This is a genomic window from Chondromyces apiculatus DSM 436 (assembly GCF_000601485.1).
GTDB classification, from domain to species: Bacteria; Myxococcota_A; Polyangia; order Polyangiales; family Polyangiaceae; genus Chondromyces; species Chondromyces apiculatus.
Genome location: NZ_ASRX01000077.1, coordinates 14,628 through 31,430, shown reverse-complemented (window position 1 = coordinate 31,430; position 16,803 = coordinate 14,628). Strand labels below are relative to the sequence as shown.

Here is a 16,803-nt window from a genome sequence, read left to right as displayed (position 1 = left end):
GTGCTCTGGACGCGGCCCGCCGCGGAGCCGTGCGGAAAGCGCTCCGGCGCGCAGCAAGAAGGCAGGGCTCGACGGAAGCGTGGGCAGGCGGTTCAGGCGCGGGGGAGGGTCGTGCTCAAGGCGGAAGCGAGGGGGGTCGGCTTACCGAGGGGGACGGTGAAGAACTCCGCTTCGAGGCGACCTTCCACCAGCTCGATGAACACCGCGTCGGCGTGCCGGGCCCAGAGCAGAGGGGCGCCGGGCGTCTCAGGGTCCTCGGGAAGGCCCGAGGGAGCGTCGCCCACGGAGCCGACGTTGATGATGCGCACGTCGGCCACCGTACGGTCGAAGGGCACGTGCGAGCCCCCGCAGAGGATGACGTCCGCAGGGTCGTCGCCGATGAGGGCGAGGATCTCCTGGTCGGTCATGTCGTGGGTGAACGGTTCGAGCGGGTCTGCGGGAGAGCCATGCACCAGGATCAGCTCCTGGCCGTTGGGCAGAGGCATGCGGTGAATGGGCGGGAGGCGGGCGATGCGGGCGACGATGAGGTCGCCGAGATCCGCGCGCACCTGACGCACCCGGTCGAGGCGCTCGCGCTCGTGGTCGCTGCGCGGCTGGACCTTGGCGAGATCGAGGGTGGACAGCGCCCGGTCCGAGGCGCCCTGGGTGCAGACGGCCTTGACCTGCTGCAGCCGTTGCCATGTCTCGAGCGGCTTGGGGCCGGGGAAACAGAGGTCTCCGGCGACGAGGAGGTGGTTGTAGCCGCGACGCTCGGCGGTCGCGAGGACCGCAGCCAGCGCGTCAGCGTGCCCCTGAATGTCTGAGACGCAGAGCAGCCTCACCCGCGGAGCATAGATTCGAGGGCGCTCCGCGCCAAGCTGCTTTGGTGGGGACAGGGGGTTGGTTAGCCTGCGCAGCATGCGGCAGGTCTCACAGCTGCTGGACATCGCCCGCGGCATCGACGCCGGGCGCGCTCGGGAAATGGAGTCGCGTCTGGGTGGTCGGCTACGGCCGGGATCGCGGGCGATGGCCATCGCAGCGCTCCTCGGGGCCGCTTACCCGGCGCTCGCGCTGGTGGTCGAGGCCCACCCCGACATCGCCGAGAGGCTCGCGGAGGAGGGCTTCCAGACCGCGCGGGATCGGGCGACATACCTGACGCGGCTGCGCGCACGCATCGGCGCCGACGACGGCGTGGGGTGGGACGTGGACGTCACGCGTCGCGAGCTGCGGCGCTTCGCGCGTGACGAGCGGATCCGGGTGGCGCTGCGCGAGGCGCTCCCGGCATCGGCAGGGGGCGCGGACGTCGACGTCACCAGCGCGGAGCTGGGCGCGCTGGCGGACGCGACGATCGAGGTGGCGCTGGAGGAGGCGCAGCACGCGGTGAGCGCGCGCTTCGGCGTGCCCGTCACGGCGTCTGGTGGCGATGGGCGCTTCGTGGTGCTCGGGATGGGCAAGCTCGGCGGGGACGAGCTGAACGCGGGATCCGATGTGGATCTCATCTACTTCTACGACACGGACGACGGCGAGGTCGTGCCCCGGATCCAGGAGGCAGGGGAGGGGATCTCAGGGGTGGGGGGGGAGGAGCGGGGCGCGACGCGCACGCGGCCGCGCTCGTCGATGCCACCGGTCGGGGACGGCGGGATCACGCTGCACGATTACTGGTCGCGCGTCGCCAAGAGGCTCACGGCGACCCTGGAGGAGGTGACGGAGGACGGCTTCGTGTGGCGCGTGGATCTGCGCCTCCGGCCCGAGGGGCGCAGCGGTCCGATCGTGAACTCGCTCGCGGCGGCGGAGCGGTACTACGAGTCGTTCGGGCGCCTGTGGGAGCGCGCGGCGCTGCTGCGCGCCAGGCCGGTGGCCGGGAGCCTGGCGCTCGGGGACGAGTTCCTGCGGGATCTGGCGCCGTTCGTGTGGCGCAAGCGGGTCAGCCCGCAGGTGGCGACCGACATGATCGCGCTCGTGCACCGCGCGCGGGCGGAGCTGTCCCACGACGCGGACCGGGATCTGAAGCTCGGGCCAGGGGGGATCCGGGAGGCGGAGTTCTTCGTGCAGAGCCTCCAGCTCATCTGGGGAGGCGTGGAGGTGCGCGCGCGCGCTCAGGGGACGCTGGACGGGCTGCGGCGGCTGCGGGCCCTCGGCTACGTCACCGATCGGGAGGGGAGGGAGATCGCCGAGGGGTACCTGGCCCTGCGCCGCGCCGAGCACGCCGTCCAGTCGGCGACCGGGGTGCAGACGCACGCGCTGCCGGCCTCGGGGGAGGAGATGGAGCGGCTCGCGCGCCTCCTGCGCTTCAAGGGGCAAGGGGCGTTCCTCACCGAGCTGGCCGCGCACCGGGCCCGGATCGCGGCGAGGTTTCTCTCCCTCCTGCCCCAGGGGAGCCAGCCGCCCTCGCGCTGGGTGGAGGCGGCAGCGGCGCTCGATCGCGGAGATCGGGAGGGCTTCATCGAGGCGCTCGCGCGCGACGCGGGTCATCTGCTGAAGGAGACGACGTACGGGAGTGATCTGGAGCTGCCGGACCGGTTCAGGGATCTCGGCAACGATCTCTTCGAGCTCGGGCGGCATCCCGATGGTCTGCTGGGGGCGCGCACCCGGGAGAGCTTCTCGCGGCTGCCGGAGATCCTGCTCGACGCGGTGATGGATGCCGCGGACGCGGAGCAGGCAGCGCGCTACCTGCGCATCTACTCGGTGAGGCTGCGGGTGCCGGGGGTCTACACCAGCATGCTCGGGGCCGATCCGCGCCTCCTGCGGCGGCTCATCGAGGCGCTGGGATCGAGCGCGTTCATCGGCGATGCGCTGGTGGGGAACCCCGATCTCGCCGACTTCGTGCTCTTCGCGCGCGGGGCGCCGACGCCGGAGGTGATCCGGCGGTCCATCGAGACGGCGCTCGGGGAGGAGCCGCCGGACCTCGATCCCGAGGAGGCGGTGGTCGGCGCGCTGCGCCGGGCGCGGGCGCGGGTGACGATCGACGTGGGGCTCGCGGACCTGAGCGGAGAGATGGACACGCGGGCGACCACGCTGGCGCTCTCCACGCTCGCGGACGCGACGCTGGAGGTGGCGACCCGCTTCGCGCTGGGCACGCCTCCCGGCGAGCCGGTGCGGGGGCTGTGCGTGGTGGCGATGGGCAAGCTCGGGGGGAGGGAGCTCGGGTACGGGTCGGACCTCGATGTGTTCTTCCTGTTCGATCCGACCCGGGCTGCGCCTGGATCGCCCGGCGCGGGGATGGATCCCGATACGTACTTCGCCCGGTGCGCCCGGCGGATCATCCGTTTGATCTCGGTCTCCCACGGGGCCGGGCCGGGGTACGAGCTGGACACGCGGCTGCGGCCCTCGGGGAGCCAGGGGATGCTGGTGACGTCGCTGGAAGGCTTCGCGCGGTACCACGGCATCCGCAAGGCCGGGAGCGCGGCGGATCCGGAGCGGCGGGTGGGGGTGCGCGCGGCTGCGTGGGAGCGGCTGGCGCTGCTGAGGGCGCGGCCCGCCGCGGGGGACATGGAGATCGGCGCCGAGGCGATGGGGATCGCCGAGCAGGCCGCCTACGGTCAGGTCGAGGACTTCCGGCGGACCGTGGAGGAGATCCACCGCCTGCGGGGGCGCATGGAGCGCGAGCTGTCCAACGAGCGCCGGGGGCGCCGCGACCTCAAGATGGGGCGGGGAGGGCTCGTGGACATCGAGTTCGCGGTGCAGCTCCTGCAGATGCGCCACGGGGCCGATCCGAGCGTGCGCACGCAGGAGACGCCGGCGGCCATCGATGCGCTCGCGGAGGGGGGATACCTGTCGCCAGCGCAGGCCGAGACGCTGCGCGACGGCTACGGGTTCCTGCGCAAGCTGGACCAGCGGAGCCGGGTGGTGAACGCGGACCCCTCCCACCTGCTGGAGAGCGGTGGGCCCGGGGTGCCGTCGCTCGCCCGCAGGATGGGTATCCGCGGGCGCACCGCGGCAGAGACGGCGGCGGAGCTGTTCGCCAGGTACGCGGAGATCACGGAGCGTGTCCGCGCGGCTTACGAGGACATCGTCGCCCGGCTGCTCGTTCAGGAGGCGCCGTCGGGCGGCGTGCTCGACCCACGAGCCTCATCGGGCGGCGTCGGGTAGGATGCGCCCGCCATGAGGCGCCTCGCGCTCTTCGTCTTCATTCCCGCCTTCATTCTCGCCGGCATCGTGCTGGGGTCGCCGCGCGGCGCCGCTGCCGCGCCTGGCGATTCGATCACCATCTCCGTGCTGACGTATGGCCCCGGCAGCAGCCCGTTCGACAAGTTCGGGCACCAGGCGATCCGGGTCCGGGACACGGGGAAGCACGGCGATCTGGTCTACAACTTCGGCACCTACAGCTTCGGGGGGCTCATGGCCATCCCGAAGTTCGTGATGGGCCGCGCGCTCTATTCGCTCTCGCGCCGGAGCTACAAGGCGTCGACCGACCCGTACATCCGCGCCGATCGCTCCATCGTCGAGCAGGTGCTGAACCTGACGCCCGAGCAGCGGCTGGAGGTGAAGCAGCGCCTGGAGACCAACCTCCTGCCGGCGAACAGGGACTACAAGTACGACTACTACCTGGACAACTGCGCGACCCGGCCCCGCGATCTGGTCGATGCGGTGATCGGCGGGCGGCTGCGCGAAGCGTCGCGCGGGCCGGCGTCGCTCACCTTCCGGCAGCACACCCAGCGGCTCACGGCGGGGACCGTGCCCTTCTACGTCGCGCTCCACCTGGCCATGGGGCCGTTCATCGATCGGCCCATCGACCAGTGGGACGAGATGTTCCTGCCGGAGAGGGTCGAGGAGCGGCTGCGCCACGTGACGGTGGTGGGGCCTTCGGCGGAGGAGCCGCTCGTGACCTCGGAGCGGGTCATCCATGCCTCCTCGCGCACGCCGCCGCCCGCGGCGCCGCCCTCGTGGACGTGGTGGTTCCTGGCGGTGGGGCTGGGCCTCGGGGGCGCGCTGGCAGGGCTGGGGGCCGCGGGGAGGGCACGTCGTGGTGCCCGCGTCGCCTTCGGCTCCGTGCTGGCGGTGCTCGGCTTCGGGCTGGGGCTCTTCGGGATCCTGCTGACGTTTCTCTGGGTCTGCACGGACCACGCGGTGACCTACCGGAACGAGAACATCCTGCAGCTTGCGCCGTGGACGATCGCGCTCGTCGTGTACGGCGTCGGCGTGGCGCGCGGGCGGGAGCGCGCGACGCGGGTGGCCCTGGGGCTCGTGGGGGCGGCGGCCGTCGCGTCGCTGCTCGGGCTGCTGCTCAAGGCGGTGCCGGTGTTCCGGCAGGACAATGCCGCGTTCATCGCCTTTGCGTTGCCGATGTGGTCGGGCGCTGCGGTCGGCGCCTGGTTGCTCTTCCAGAGGTTCGCGAAGGCGCCTTCAGCGGCGCCGGAGGCGGTGGTCAGCCCGGCGGAGGGCGCCAGCGGCTGAAGGGATCGTGTACGATCCGGGTCGATGGGCCTGGTCTACCTGTTCGCGCTGCTCGTCTCCGTCGGCCTCTTCGCGGTGCAGGCGGTGATGGGGGGTGACCACGGCGATGCGGGTGGGGATCACGACCTCGCTGGCGATCATGGGGCCGCGGACGCGCACAAGGAACTCGGCGGGGGTGGCGCGCACGGGGCGCTCACGGCGCTCCTGTCCACGCGGTTCTGGACCTTCTTCGCGCTCGGGTTCGGCCTCTCGGGCGCGCTGATTCACCACCTCGATCTGGCAGGTATGATCGCCACCCTGGTCATCGCCCTCGGGAGCGGGCTCGCGGTCGGCATCGGCGTGATCCTGGCGTTCCGCGCGGTGCAGCGCACGTCGGTGAGCTCCACGACCGGGGTGTCGGAGGCAGTCGGTCGTACGGGCCGGGTGCTGGTGTCGGTGAACCGGGCGAAGGTCGGTCAGGTGCGGGTGGAGCTGAAGGGGCAGAGCGTGGACATCCTCGCGACCACGGACGAGGAAGAGCTGGCGCGCGGGGAAGCCATCCTCGTGGAGTCCGTGGAGGGTCAGATGGCGCGTGTCAGCCGACTGCCTCCCGAGTTGAAGTGAAGGCCAGGGCCGGCCGCGGTATCGGCGCGGTATCGGCAAGAAAGGGCGCCTGATACCCTCGGCGCATGTGGCATCCTCTTCTCCTCAGCGCAGCACAAGCGGCGCAGCGTGAAGCCACCAGGCGGGGGCGTTCCGGTACGGGGGGGTCGTTCGAAGACGCTCTCCTCCTGGTCGTCCTCGCGGCTGGTGGCGTCGTCGTCGCCTTCGTGGTGTTCCTCCTCATCCTGCGGAGCTTCCTCCACATCTGCAAGCCGAACGAGATCCTCGTCTTCAGCGGTCGCCGGCACGTGCTGCCGGATGGCACGGTAAGCGGCTACAAGATCCTCCACGGAGGCCGCGGCTTCCGGCTCCCGTTCCTGGAACAGGTGAGCCGGATGGACATGCGCCTGTTCCCGGTGGAGGTGACGGTGCAGAACGCCTACTCGAAGGGGGGGATCCCCCTCAGCGTGCACGCGATCGCCAACGTCAAGATCGCCAGCAACGACGCGGGCGTACGCAACGCCGTGGAGCGCTTCCTCAACGCGAGCCCCGCGCAGATCGCCATGGCGGCGCAGCAGACGCTGGAGGGTGTGCTCCGAGAGGTCGTCTCCCAGCTCACGCCCGAGGAGGTCAACGAGGATCGGCTCAAGTTCGCCGAGACGTTGATGGAGAACGCGCGCGACGACTTCGACAAGCTCGGGCTGGAGCTCGACGTGCTCAAGGTGCAGCACGTGTCCGACGAGCAGCATTACCTGGAGAACCTCGGGCGCGGTCGCATCGCGACCATGCTCCGCGACGCGGCGAACGCGGAGAACGCCGCGAGCCAGGCGGTGGCGGAGGCACAGGCCGCCGCGCGGCAGCGGGCGGAGACGGCGACGAAGCGGGCCGAGATGGTGATCGCGCAGCGGCGCAACGGGGTGCGGGCCGAGTTCGCGCGGTTCGAGGCCGACGCCCGCCAGGTGGAGAACGAGGCGGATATCGCGGCGCAGACGGCGCGCGCCGTCGCCGAGCAGGAGCTGCAGGCGATGCGCGCCGAGCTGGAGAAGCTGCGCCTCCACTGCGACGTGGTGCTGCCCGCCGAGGCGCAGCGGCGCGCGGGCGAGCTGCGGGCGCGCGGGGAAGCGGCGCCGACCGTGGAGAACGGCAAGGCGGCGGCAGAGGCGCTGGGCCTGGTCGCGCTGGAGTGGGTCGCGGCGGGGCGGGCCGGCAAGGACGTGTACGTGCTGCAGCAGCTCCGCTCGCTGGTGGGGGCCGCTGCGCTCCGGGTGGCGCGCACCGAGATCGGGGAGGTGTCGATCGTCGCCGGGGCCGAGGACGACGCCTTCAGCGCCGTGGTGGCGAGCTACCCGGCGGCCGTGGCCCGCGTGCTTCACGAGACGGGGAGGGCCCTCGGCATCGACATGAGAGCCCTGCTCGGGGTGGTGCCGGCGAGCGGCGAGGGGAGGGTCTGAGTCATGGAAATCGTCACTGTTCTGTTCTTCGTCGCCGTGGTGGCCTTCGGGTTCATCCTCTACACCCTGAAGAGCCTCCTCGTGGTGAGCTCACCGAACGAGGTGATCATCCTTTCCGGCAGCTCCAACCACGTGGAGGGGCGCGCGGTCGGCTACCGGTCCATCCGCGGCGGGCGCGCGGTGCGCATCCCGCTGCTGGAGCGGGTGGATCGCATGGATCTCAGCAACATCGCCGTCGAGATCTGGGTGAAGGGCGCCTACTCGAAGGGAGGGATCCCGCTCAACGTGAACGGGGTCGCGCACGTGAAGCTCCCGGGCGAGGAGCCGAGGCTCTCGAACGCCGTCGAGCGGTTCCTCGGGCGGACGCGCGAGGAGATCGCCGCGGTGGCCCGGGAGACGCTGGAGGGCAACGTCCGCGGGGTGCTGGCGCAGCTCACCCCGGAGGAGGCGAACCAGGACAAGGAAGCCTTCGTGAGCAAGCTGCTCGACGAGGCCGAGCACGACATGCTCCGGATGGGCCTCATCCTGGACACGCTCAAGATCCAGAACGTGACCGACGACGCGAACTACCTGAACTCCATCGGGCGCATCCGCGGGGCCAAGGTGCGCATGAGCGCGAGCGTCGTGGAGGCGACCACCCAGGCCGAGGCCGCGGAGCAGAAGTCGGACAACTGGGCGCAGAGCGAGATCGCGCGGCTCGACGCGGATCTCGCGATCGGCCGGCAGGAGACGGAGCGGCGGATCAAGGACGCGCAGAGCCGGCGCGAGGCGATGATCGCGGAGTCGCGCGGCGTGGTGCTCGCGCAGATCGCGCAGACGCGCGCGGAGATCGAGCGGCAGAAGGCGCGCGCCGTGCAGGTCGAGCGTCAGCTCGAGGCGGACGTCATCCAGCCGGAGGACGCCGAACGTCGGCGCATGGAGGAGCAGGCCCGCGGTGAGGCGGCGAAGATCGTCGAGATGGGCCGCGCCGAGGCGCTCGCGCTGCACAGCCTGGTGGAGCAGTTCCAGAAGGCGGGGCCGCAGGCGCGCGAGGTGCTCGCGTTGCAGCAGATGATGCCGCTGCTCTCGCAGATCGTGGGCGCGCACCACCCGGTGCGCGTCAACAAGATGACGTTCCTGCCCGCCGAGGGCGCGGACGGCTCCCTCGCGCGCCAGGCCATCGCCACCACGGAGCAGATCCGGGCAGCGACGGGCGTGGACCTGACCGAGGTGGTCTCCCGTCTCGGAGGTGGGAGTGGCCGCGCCACGTCGCGGCCCCCGCAGGCGGCGTCGTTGCCGCCGCGGAACACCCCCTCGTCACCGCCGCCCGCGCCGCCGCCGCCGCCTGGTGCTTCCGCCGGACGCGCGCCGCTCCCCGCCAAGTCCGTGACCTGAGACTGCAGCTTCGGAGGGAGGTGCCTCGTGAGCGTGGGCTCCTCCTCGCAGAGCGCGCAGAAGGTGCTCCAGCAATGATTGCTGCGTCGCGTCAGTCGCGAGGGAGACTGCGTGTGAGGGACCTGTCTTCAAGGAGGTAGGTCCGTCTGGTACGGTGCGGGCGGTCATGAGCCTGCCCGCACTTCTCCCTGGTCTTTCGGCCAGAACCTACGCCACCCCACGCCTATCCACCCACGTGCTCGCTGCCGACAGGGAGGGGGTGCCGGTGGTGTTCATCCACGGCAATTGCTCGTCAGGGCGCTTCTTCGAGGACGTCCTCGCCGCCCTGCCGGCAGGGTACCGAGGGATCGCGCCCGATATGCGCGGCTACGGGGACTCGGAGGCGCTGGAGATCGACGCGACCCGGGGCCTGCGCGACTGGTCCGACGACCTCAGGGCGCTGCTGCAACACCAAGATCTCGGCCTGGGCGACGCACGCCCGCACCTCGTGGGGTGGTCGGTGGGCGGCGGGGTGATCATGCAGTACGCCATGGACAACCCGGGAGCCGTCGCGTCGCTGACGCTGCTCGCGCCCGTGTCGCCCCACGGTTTCGGGGGTACGAAGGACGCGGCGGGCACGCCCTGCTTCGAGGACTACGCCGGCTCCGGTGGGGGGACCGCGAACGCCGATTTTGCGAAGCGCCTCAGCGCCAAGGACGCGAGCGATGAAGCCGACACGTCGCCGCGCCGGGTGATGAACCAGTACTACTTCCGGCCGCCGTTCCGGGTGAGCCCCGAGAAGGAGGATCTCTTCGTCTCGGAGATCCTCAAGATGAAGGTCGGCGAGGGCCACTACCCCGGCGATCTGAGCACCTCGAAGAACTGGCCCACGCTGGCGCCCGGCGTTCGCGGCGTGAACAACGCGTTCGCGCCGAAGTACCTGAACCTCACCGGCTTTGCGGCGCTGGCGCCCCAGCCTCCGGTGCTGTGGATCCGGGGAGCCGAAGACCAGATCGTCTCGGATAGCTCGCTGTTCGATCTGGGCTTCCTCGGCAAGCTCGGGGCCGTGCCGGGGTGGCCGGGCGACGAGGTGTTCCCGCCCCAGCCCATGATCGGGCAGACCCGGGCGGTGCTCGACGCTTACCGGGCCCGAGGCGGGCGTGTCCGCGAGGAGGTGCTGCCGGAGGTCGGCCACTCTCCCCACATCGAGGCTCAGGCCGCGTTCCTCGACCTGTTCACCAGGTTCCTGGCGGAGGTCCGATGAGCAGCGCGCGGTTCGCAACCATCGCGGGCACGGGACGGTACGTGCCCGAGCGGATGATGACCAACGCCGACGTGGAGGCGCTGCTCGGAGAGTCGGTCGACGCCTGGCTGCGCGAGAAGGTGGGGATTCACGAGCGCCACGTGATGGCTGACACCGAGACCACCTCGGATCTGGCGGTGAACGCGGCGCGACAGGCGCTCGATCGCGCCGGCGTGAAGCCCGAGGAACTGGACCTCATCATCGTCGCCTCCGACACTCCGGACTACCTCAGCCCCGGGACGGCATCGCCGGTGCAAGCGAAGCTCGGTGCGCGCCGTGCCGCCACGTTCGACGTGAACTGCGCCTGCGCCTCGTGGGTCACGGCGCTCGACGTGGGCACCAAGGCCATCGTCGCCGACTCCGACTACAACAACGTGCTGGTGGTGGGCGCGTACGGGATGACGCGCTACGTCGACTGGAAGGACAAGTACACCTGCACCCTCTTCGCCGATGGCGCGGGCGCGGTGGTGCTGCGGGCTTCCAGCGAGCCAGGCGTGCTCGCGGCGCGGCTCAGCGCTCACGGCGAGTTCCACGATGCGCTGGGCATCTACACGGGCGGCACGGCGCGGCCTGCGACGCCCGAGGAAGTGACGGCCCGCGGCAAGCCGCGCGTGCAGTTCGTCCGCAAGTTCCCGGCGACCTTCAACTCGGAGCACTGGCCTCCGCTCGTCGAGGGGGCCCTGCGCAAGGCCGGCCTCGGCCTGGACGACGTGAACCTGTTCCTGTTCACGCAGCTCAACCTGCGCACGATCGAGGGGATGATGGGCATCCTCAAGCAGCCCATCGAGAAGGCCCACTGGATCATGCACAAGTGGGGGTACACGGGCTCGGCCTGCATCCCCATGGCCCTCGATGACGCCGCGGAGCAGGGAAAGCTGAAGCGCGGCGACCACGTGGTGCTGTGCGCGAGCGGCGGTGGCATCGCCATGGGCGCCGCGGTCGTGCGCTGGACCCTGTGAGCCGTCCCGGCGGCCGGGATCGACGCATCGACTAGGGAGGTAGCGATGTACATCGGAGACTGGATGGAGCGCGGGGAGCGCTACTGGCCCGACGCGCTGGCCGTCGTGGATGTCGCGAAGGGCGACGCGGGGCGCCTCTCCTACCGCCAGATGAACCGCCGAGCCAACCGCCTCGCCCGCTGGTTGAAGGAGGTCGCCGGCGTGCGCCGTGGGGACCGGGTCGCGATCCTGGCGCTGAACGGCGTCGAGTTTCTCGATCTGCTCTTTGCGTGCGGGAAGCTCGGCGCCGTGTTCGTCCCCTTCAACTGGCGCAGTCACCCGCGGGAGCTCATCGATCTGTTCGCCAAGACGACGCCGGTGGTGCTCCTCTTCGGGGACGATTTCCGCGCCGCTGCCGCCGCGGTGCTGCAGGAGGCGCCGAGCGTCACCCACGCGCTCCACCTGGATGGCCCTGGGCTGTCCGGTGAGGGAGCGGGTCAGGCCGGCGAGGGCTCCAGGGGGCCGATGCGCAGCCTTTCCTACGAGGAGGCGCTCTCCAGCGTGGACGACGGCCCCGTGTCCAACGAGGCGGTCGACGCGGAGGACGTCCTTCTGCTCCTGTTCACCGGCGGGACCACGGGGCTGCCCAAGGCAGCGCAGATCTCCTACCGGATGATCGCCTGGAACACCCTGAACACGATCGTTCACGAGCTGCAGCGCGGCGACGTGACGATCACCCACACCCCGAAGTTCCACACGGGAGGGCTGCTCGTGTACACGCTGCCGCTGCTCACGCTGGGCGGCACGGTGGTGATCATGCGGCGCTGGACCCCGGAGGAGATGCTCGACCTCATCGAGCGCGAGCGGGTGTCGCTCCTCTTCTGCGTACCGACGCAGTTCCAGGTGATGATGGAAGCGCCACGGTTCGCGACGACGTCGTTCAAGAGCGTGCGCTTCTTGACGAGCGGCGGAGCGCCGCTACCCGTGCAGATCATTCACCGCTACCGCGAGCAGCACGGGGTGGTCTTCAAGCAGGGCTTCGGCATGACGGAGTTCGGCCCTGGCATCTTCTCGATGTCGCCCGAGTTCGCGGAGTCGAAGGCGGGGAGCATCGGGCGGCCCAACTACTTCGTGGACGCGCGGATCGTGGACGAAAACAACGAGCCGGTGGGCGCGGGAGAAGTCGGGGAGCTGGTCCTCAAGGGACCGGCGGCTTCTTCGGGCTACTTCAACGATCCGGAGGCGACGCGCAACGCGGTCGACGGAGACGGCTGGTTCCACACCGGCGACATGGCGCGCGCGGACAGCGACGGGTTCTATTACATCGCGGATCGCAAGAAGGACATGTTCATCTCGGGCGGGGAGAACGTGTATCCCGTCGAGATCGAGAAGGCGCTGTACGAGCACGCCGCCGTGGCCCAGTGTGCCGTGATCGGAGTGCCCGACGACAAGTGGGGCGAGGTCGGGATGGCCGTGGTTGTGCTCCGACAAGGCGCGGCCGCGACGGAGGATGCGTTGATCGCTCACTGCCGAGAGCGGCTCGCACGCTACAAGGTGCCCAAGTCGGTCGTGTTCCTCCCGGAGCTACCCCTCTCGGCAGCCGGCAAGATCTTGAAGCGAGAGCTGCGCTCCAGGTTCGCCTGAGCGCGCAGGAGCAACGGCTCGCGACGCCATCGTCACCCGCGGAGCGCAGGTCTCTTCACCGGGGGCTCCGCCGTGGACAGCTCCCTGAACCTCGGTCGTAGCGATCTCGGCGGCGAGGCGTTCAGCCTTGCATGGAGGGCTGCGGAGGCGCTTCTCAGGGCAGGAGCCCGTTCCGAGCCGCCTTTGCCGCCCTCGATGCTACACTCGCGGGGTGTCGCTGAAGATCGACCAGGATCACGGGCGGTTTCGTCAGATTGTCAGGGGGCGCATCCGCCAGAACCTGCGCAAATACATCTCGCAGGGGGAGCTGGTTGGTCGCAAGGGGAAGGACCTCGTCTCCATCCCCATTCCTCAGATCGACATCCCCCGCTTCCGCTTCGGCGACAAGCAGCGGGGAGGGGTGGGGCAGGGGGAAGGCAACCCGGGCGATCCAGTCAGCGCCGACGACAAGCATCCCGGGCAGGGGCAGGCAGGGTCAGGCGAGGGAGAGCACATCCTCGAAGTGGATGTAACCCTTGAGGAGCTCGCAAGCATCCTGGGGGAGGAGCTCGAGCTTCCTGACATCCAGGACAAGGGCAAGAGCAAGATCTCGAACGCGCACGACCGTTACTCAGGGATCCGGCGTGTCGGTCCGGAGTCGCTCAGGCACTTCAAGCGGACCTACCGTCAGGCACTGAGACGGATGATCTCGAGCGGCACGTTCCGTCCGGATGCGCCGGTGGTGGTGCCCATCCCGGAAGACAAGCGCTACCGCTCCTGGAAGACGGTCACGGAGCCGGTCGCGAATGCAGTGATCATCTACATGATGGATGTCTCCGGCTCGATGGGAGACGAGCAGAAGGAGATCGTGCGCATCGAGTCCTTCTGGATCGATGCGTGGCTCACGCGACAGTACAAGGGCCTGGAGTCGCGCTTCATCATTCACGATGCCGTGGCGCGGGAGGTGGACAGGGAGACCTTCTTCCACACGCGCGAATCCGGCGGCACGATGATCTCCAGCGCTTACAAGCTCTGCTCGCAGATCATCGACAACGACTATCCGCCCGACGAGTGGAACATCTACCCGTTTCACTTTTCCGACGGTGACAACTGGTCGATGGATGACACGCTGTCCTGCGTGGAGATCCTGAAGGGCCAGCTACTCCCGAGGGCCAACATGTTCGCCTACGGGCAGGTGGAGAGCCCGTACGGATCTGGTCAGTTCATCAAGGATCTGAAGGAGCACTTCGCGCAAGACGATCGCGTGGTCCTGAGCGAGATCCGTGACAAGGACGCCATCGTGGGCAGCATCAAAGACTTCCTCGGGAAGGGGAAGTGAGCCGAGGGTAGATGAGCAAGTTTGCGCTGAACACGGCCCTGCCCCGTTACCTGCGCGCCGAGCAGGAGCGCATCGAGGGGATCGCTCGTGGGTACGGGCTCGACTTCTTTCCGGTCGTCTTCGAGATCCTCTCCTACGACCAGATGAACGAGATCGCTGCGTACAGCGGCTTCCCGAGCCGTTACCCGCACTGGCGGTGGGGGATGGAGTACGAGCAGCTCTCGAAGAGCTACGAGTACGGCCTCTCGAAAATCTACGAGATGGTCATCAACAACAATCCCTCGTACGCCTACCTGCTGGAAGGGAACTCGCTCACCGACCAGAAGCTGGTGATGGCCCACGTCTTCGCGCACGTGGACTTCTTCAAGAACAACTTCTGCTTTCGGTCCACCGATCTGGACCAGCGTGGGGCGATCGTCGATCCGGTGCGGCGCCCCGAGCGCTATGACCCCGACCGTCGCTGGATCGACAAGATGGCCAACCACGGGGCCCGGATATCCCGTCACATCGAACGGCACGGCATCAACAAGATCGAGGCTTTCATCGATCAGTGCCTGTCTCTTGAGAACCTCATCGACCCCTGGGCGCCCTTCTCTGGACGGCCACCGCCTCGCAACGAGGAGGCCGAGGCCGAGGACGAGCCGTCGCTCGACATCTACAGGCTGCGCGCGAAGTCCTACATGGATGACTTCATCAATCCCGAGGAGGTCCTGGAGGCGCAGCGCAAGAAGAGGCAGGAGCACAAGAAGCCCGAGCGCAGGGTGCCTGAGCAGCCCGAGCGCGACGTCCTCAAATTCCTGCTCGATCACGCGCCGCTGGAGCGCTGGGAGAGCGACGTCCTGGAGGTCATGCGGGAGGAGGCTTACTACTTCACGCCGCAGCGCCAGACGAAGATCATGAACGAAGGCTGGGCCAGCTACTGGCATTCGAAGATGCTGACCGAGAAGGTCCTCGATGCGTCGGAGATCATCGACTACGCGGAGAACAACGCGGGGGTCATGGCCACGGCCCCGGGGCGTCTCAACCCCTACAAGCTCGGCGTTGAGCTCTACCGTGACATCGAGGAGCGCTGGAACAAGGGGCAGTTCGGCCGGGAGTGGGAGGAGTGCCAGGACCTCGACACCAAGCGCTCGTGGGACATGCGGCTCGGTCTGGGCCGACAGAAGATCTTCCAGGTCCGGGCGCTCTACAACGACGTGACCTTCATCGATGAGTTCCTCACGCCGGAGTTCGTCATCGAGCACAAGATCTACACGTTCGGTTTCTCCGGCCGAAACGACAGGTACGAGATCGAGAGCCGTGAGTTCAAGCAGGTGAAGGAAAAGCTCCTGTTCCAGCTCACCAACTTCGGTGACCCCTACATCCGTGTCACCGACGCCAACCACGCCAACCGGGGCGAGCTCCTGCTCGAGCATCAGCACGGCGGAGTCGATCTTCGCGCCGATTACGCACGGGAGACGCTCGCTGCGCTCGTTCGGGTCTGGAAGAGGCCCGTGGGCATTGCCACGCGGCTGGAGAACAAGCCGGTGCTCCTGCGCTATGACGGCAAGGAGCACTCGATGACGCCCTTCAAGCAGTGAGACTGGGGTCTTTCTCTGCTGGCGCTGCTCTCCTCGTCATCGGAGTCGGGTGCGCCCGGGAAAGTCAACCAAGGCTGCACATCGTTCCTGCGGTCGAGCTCGGGCATCTCGAGTTCTCCTCTGGCAAGTCCCCTCCGCCGGATGCCGCCCCCAAGGCTTCAAGCACACCGGGGCGTGCTCCCGAAAGCGGCTCCAGCGTCGTCGCGCCGGGACGTGCTCCGCCCACCGTGGCACGAGGCACGGGCACGGCGGCTGATCGCCAGCTCCTGCAGGGCGACCGTGCCTATGCGGCTGGCGACTTCGCTGCTGCGGAGAAGGCTTACCGGGAAGGTGAAAGACTGGCTCCCGCGGATGCGGCTCCGCTCGTGGGCCTCGCGCGAGCGCTGACCGCGAAGGCTGACATCCCCATGGAACTCAGCGGGGCTCCAGGCGACCCGGTGCTCATGGCGCAGGTGGCGCTTCTGGAGCGAGCGATACGGCTGGATTCAACCTATGCGCAAGCCTACCGGGAGCTCGGTTCCACGAGGCTGGTGCTCGGCCGGACGGTGGAAGCGCGAGATGCCCTCAGGCAAGCGACGTCGCTTGCGCCGCAGGATGCGGAGGCACATTCGGCGCTCGGCATCGCGCACCTCTCCCTGGGCGCCATCGACGAGGCAATCCAGGCGTTCAGACGTGCGGTCGCGCTCGCTCCGAACGACGCCGAGATGCACGCCAATCTCGGGACCGCATTGCTGGCTTCCGCAAAGGTGACGGAGGCTCTCAATGCTTACCGGCGAGCCGCCGAGCTAGCTCCCAGGGACGCCCGCATTCAGAATGATCTGGGAACCACGTTGCTCGCACAGGGCCAGCCTGGTCTCGCCGTGCCGCACCTCGTCGCAGCAATCGCGGGGAACCCGAACCGAGCCACCTATCGATCGAACCTGGGCTATGCCTACCATCTCCAGGGTGACCTGGCGAAAGCGATGAGCCTCTATCGTGAGGCCCTCGCAATGGATGCTTCTCTGAGCAGCGCCTGGATCAACCTGGGGAACGCGCTTGCCCAGCTCGGTCAGCGAAAGGAAGCTCGCGAGGCTTACCTGAAAGCAAAAGCGCAAGATCCCGATGATCCGCGGGTCAAGGCAGCCCTGGAGGATCTCGACGCGCTGCCGCCGTCAGCCGACGCGCCTCGCTGAATGAACCATGCCGTTTTCACCATCGCCCAGCCCTGCGGGCAGCGGAAGACGTCGCGCACCCCGGAGTGCGTAGGGCTATCGCACCCAGC

At 69.0% G+C, this 16,803-nt stretch carries 12 protein-coding genes; 11 read left to right on the top strand and 1 reads right to left on the bottom strand.

Features of this window, described 5'->3' with window-relative positions; genetic code table 11:
* Window positions 1-92: 92 nt before the first annotated feature.
* Complete coding sequence (locus tag CAP_RS35435; protein ID WP_044249095.1) at window positions 93-821, bottom strand: metallophosphoesterase family protein; 729 nt, start codon at window positions 819-821, stop codon at window positions 93-95.
* Window positions 822-1,005: 184 nt separating this feature from the next.
* Between CAP_RS35435 and CAP_RS35430 the strand changes: the two genes are divergently transcribed.
* The 11 genes from CAP_RS35430 to CAP_RS46255 all read left to right on the top strand — a co-directional run bounded on the left by CAP_RS35430 (window position 1,006) and on the right by CAP_RS46255 (window position 16,714).
* Window positions 1,006-4,068, top strand: coding sequence for a [protein-PII] uridylyltransferase family protein (locus CAP_RS35430; protein ID WP_231511887.1), 3,063 nt, complete (start codon window positions 1,006-1,008; stop codon window positions 4,066-4,068).
* Window positions 4,069-4,080: 12 nt separating this feature from the next.
* On the top strand, window positions 4,081-5,373 hold the full coding sequence (locus CAP_RS35425; protein ID WP_052376566.1) for a lipoprotein N-acyltransferase Lnb domain-containing protein: 1,293 nt from the start codon (window positions 4,081-4,083) through the stop codon (window positions 5,371-5,373).
* A gap of 24 nt (window positions 5,374-5,397) precedes the next feature.
* Window positions 5,398-5,976, top strand: coding sequence for an NfeD family protein (locus tag CAP_RS35420; RefSeq protein ID WP_044249093.1), 579 nt, complete (start codon window positions 5,398-5,400; stop codon window positions 5,974-5,976).
* 65 nt (window positions 5,977-6,041) lie between these two features.
* On the top strand, window positions 6,042-7,406 hold the full coding sequence (locus tag CAP_RS35415) for a flotillin family protein (RefSeq protein WP_052376565.1): 1,365 nt from the start codon (window positions 6,042-6,044) through the stop codon (window positions 7,404-7,406).
* A gap of 3 nt (window positions 7,407-7,409) precedes the next feature.
* Window positions 7,410-8,780, top strand: a complete 1,371-nt coding sequence (locus CAP_RS35410; protein ID WP_044249092.1) for a flotillin family protein — start codon at window positions 7,410-7,412, stop codon at window positions 8,778-8,780.
* A 166-nt stretch (window positions 8,781-8,946) separates the two neighbouring features.
* The gene (locus tag CAP_RS35405) at window positions 8,947-10,023 is read left to right on the top strand and encodes an alpha/beta hydrolase (RefSeq protein ID WP_052376564.1); all 1,077 of its coding nucleotides are present in this window, start codon (window positions 8,947-8,949) and stop codon (window positions 10,021-10,023) included.
* Entirely contained in the window at window positions 10,020-11,021 is a 1,002-nt protein-coding gene (locus CAP_RS35400) for a 3-oxoacyl-ACP synthase III family protein (protein WP_044249089.1), read from the top strand. The genes CAP_RS35405 and CAP_RS35400 overlap by 4 nt, the downstream gene beginning before the upstream one ends.
* A 45-nt stretch (window positions 11,022-11,066) precedes the next feature.
* On the top strand, window positions 11,067-12,644 hold the full coding sequence (locus CAP_RS35395) for an acyl-CoA synthetase (protein ID WP_044249087.1): 1,578 nt from the start codon (window positions 11,067-11,069) through the stop codon (window positions 12,642-12,644).
* A 211-nt stretch (window positions 12,645-12,855) separates the two neighbouring features.
* Window positions 12,856-13,962 carry a DUF444 family protein gene (locus CAP_RS35390; protein ID WP_044249085.1) on the top strand — a complete coding sequence of 369 codons (1,107 nt, stop codon included), beginning with the start codon at window positions 12,856-12,858 and terminating at the stop codon, window positions 13,960-13,962.
* Between the two features lie 11 nt (window positions 13,963-13,973).
* On the top strand, window positions 13,974-15,542 hold the full coding sequence (locus CAP_RS35385; protein WP_044249084.1) for a SpoVR family protein: 1,569 nt from the start codon (window positions 13,974-13,976) through the stop codon (window positions 15,540-15,542).
* A 227-nt stretch (window positions 15,543-15,769) separates the two neighbouring features.
* On the top strand, window positions 15,770-16,714 hold the full coding sequence (locus CAP_RS46255) for a tetratricopeptide repeat protein (RefSeq protein WP_052376563.1): 945 nt from the start codon (window positions 15,770-15,772) through the stop codon (window positions 16,712-16,714).
* Window positions 16,715-16,803: the final 89 nt, after the last annotated feature.

Coding starts and splice junctions, on each gene's coding strand:
- CAP_RS35425 (WP_052376566.1), top strand. CDS start 4,081: ATGAGGCGCCTCGCGCTCTTCGTCTTCATTCCCGCCTTCATTCTCGCC.
- CAP_RS35385 (WP_044249084.1), top strand. CDS start 13,974: ATGAGCAAGTTTGCGCTGAACACGGCCCTGCCCCGTTACCTGCGCGCC.
- CAP_RS35420 (WP_044249093.1), top strand. CDS start 5,398: ATGGGCCTGGTCTACCTGTTCGCGCTGCTCGTCTCCGTCGGCCTCTTC.
- CAP_RS35405 (WP_052376564.1), top strand. CDS start 8,947: ATGAGCCTGCCCGCACTTCTCCCTGGTCTTTCGGCCAGAACCTACGCC.
- CAP_RS35415 (WP_052376565.1), top strand. CDS start 6,042: ATGTGGCATCCTCTTCTCCTCAGCGCAGCACAAGCGGCGCAGCGTGAA.
- CAP_RS35430 (WP_231511887.1), top strand. CDS start 1,006: ATGGCCATCGCAGCGCTCCTCGGGGCCGCTTACCCGGCGCTCGCGCTG.
- CAP_RS35400 (WP_044249089.1), top strand. CDS start 10,020: ATGAGCAGCGCGCGGTTCGCAACCATCGCGGGCACGGGACGGTACGTG.
- CAP_RS35395 (WP_044249087.1), top strand. CDS start 11,067: ATGTACATCGGAGACTGGATGGAGCGCGGGGAGCGCTACTGGCCCGAC.
- CAP_RS35410 (WP_044249092.1), top strand. CDS start 7,410: ATGGAAATCGTCACTGTTCTGTTCTTCGTCGCCGTGGTGGCCTTCGGG.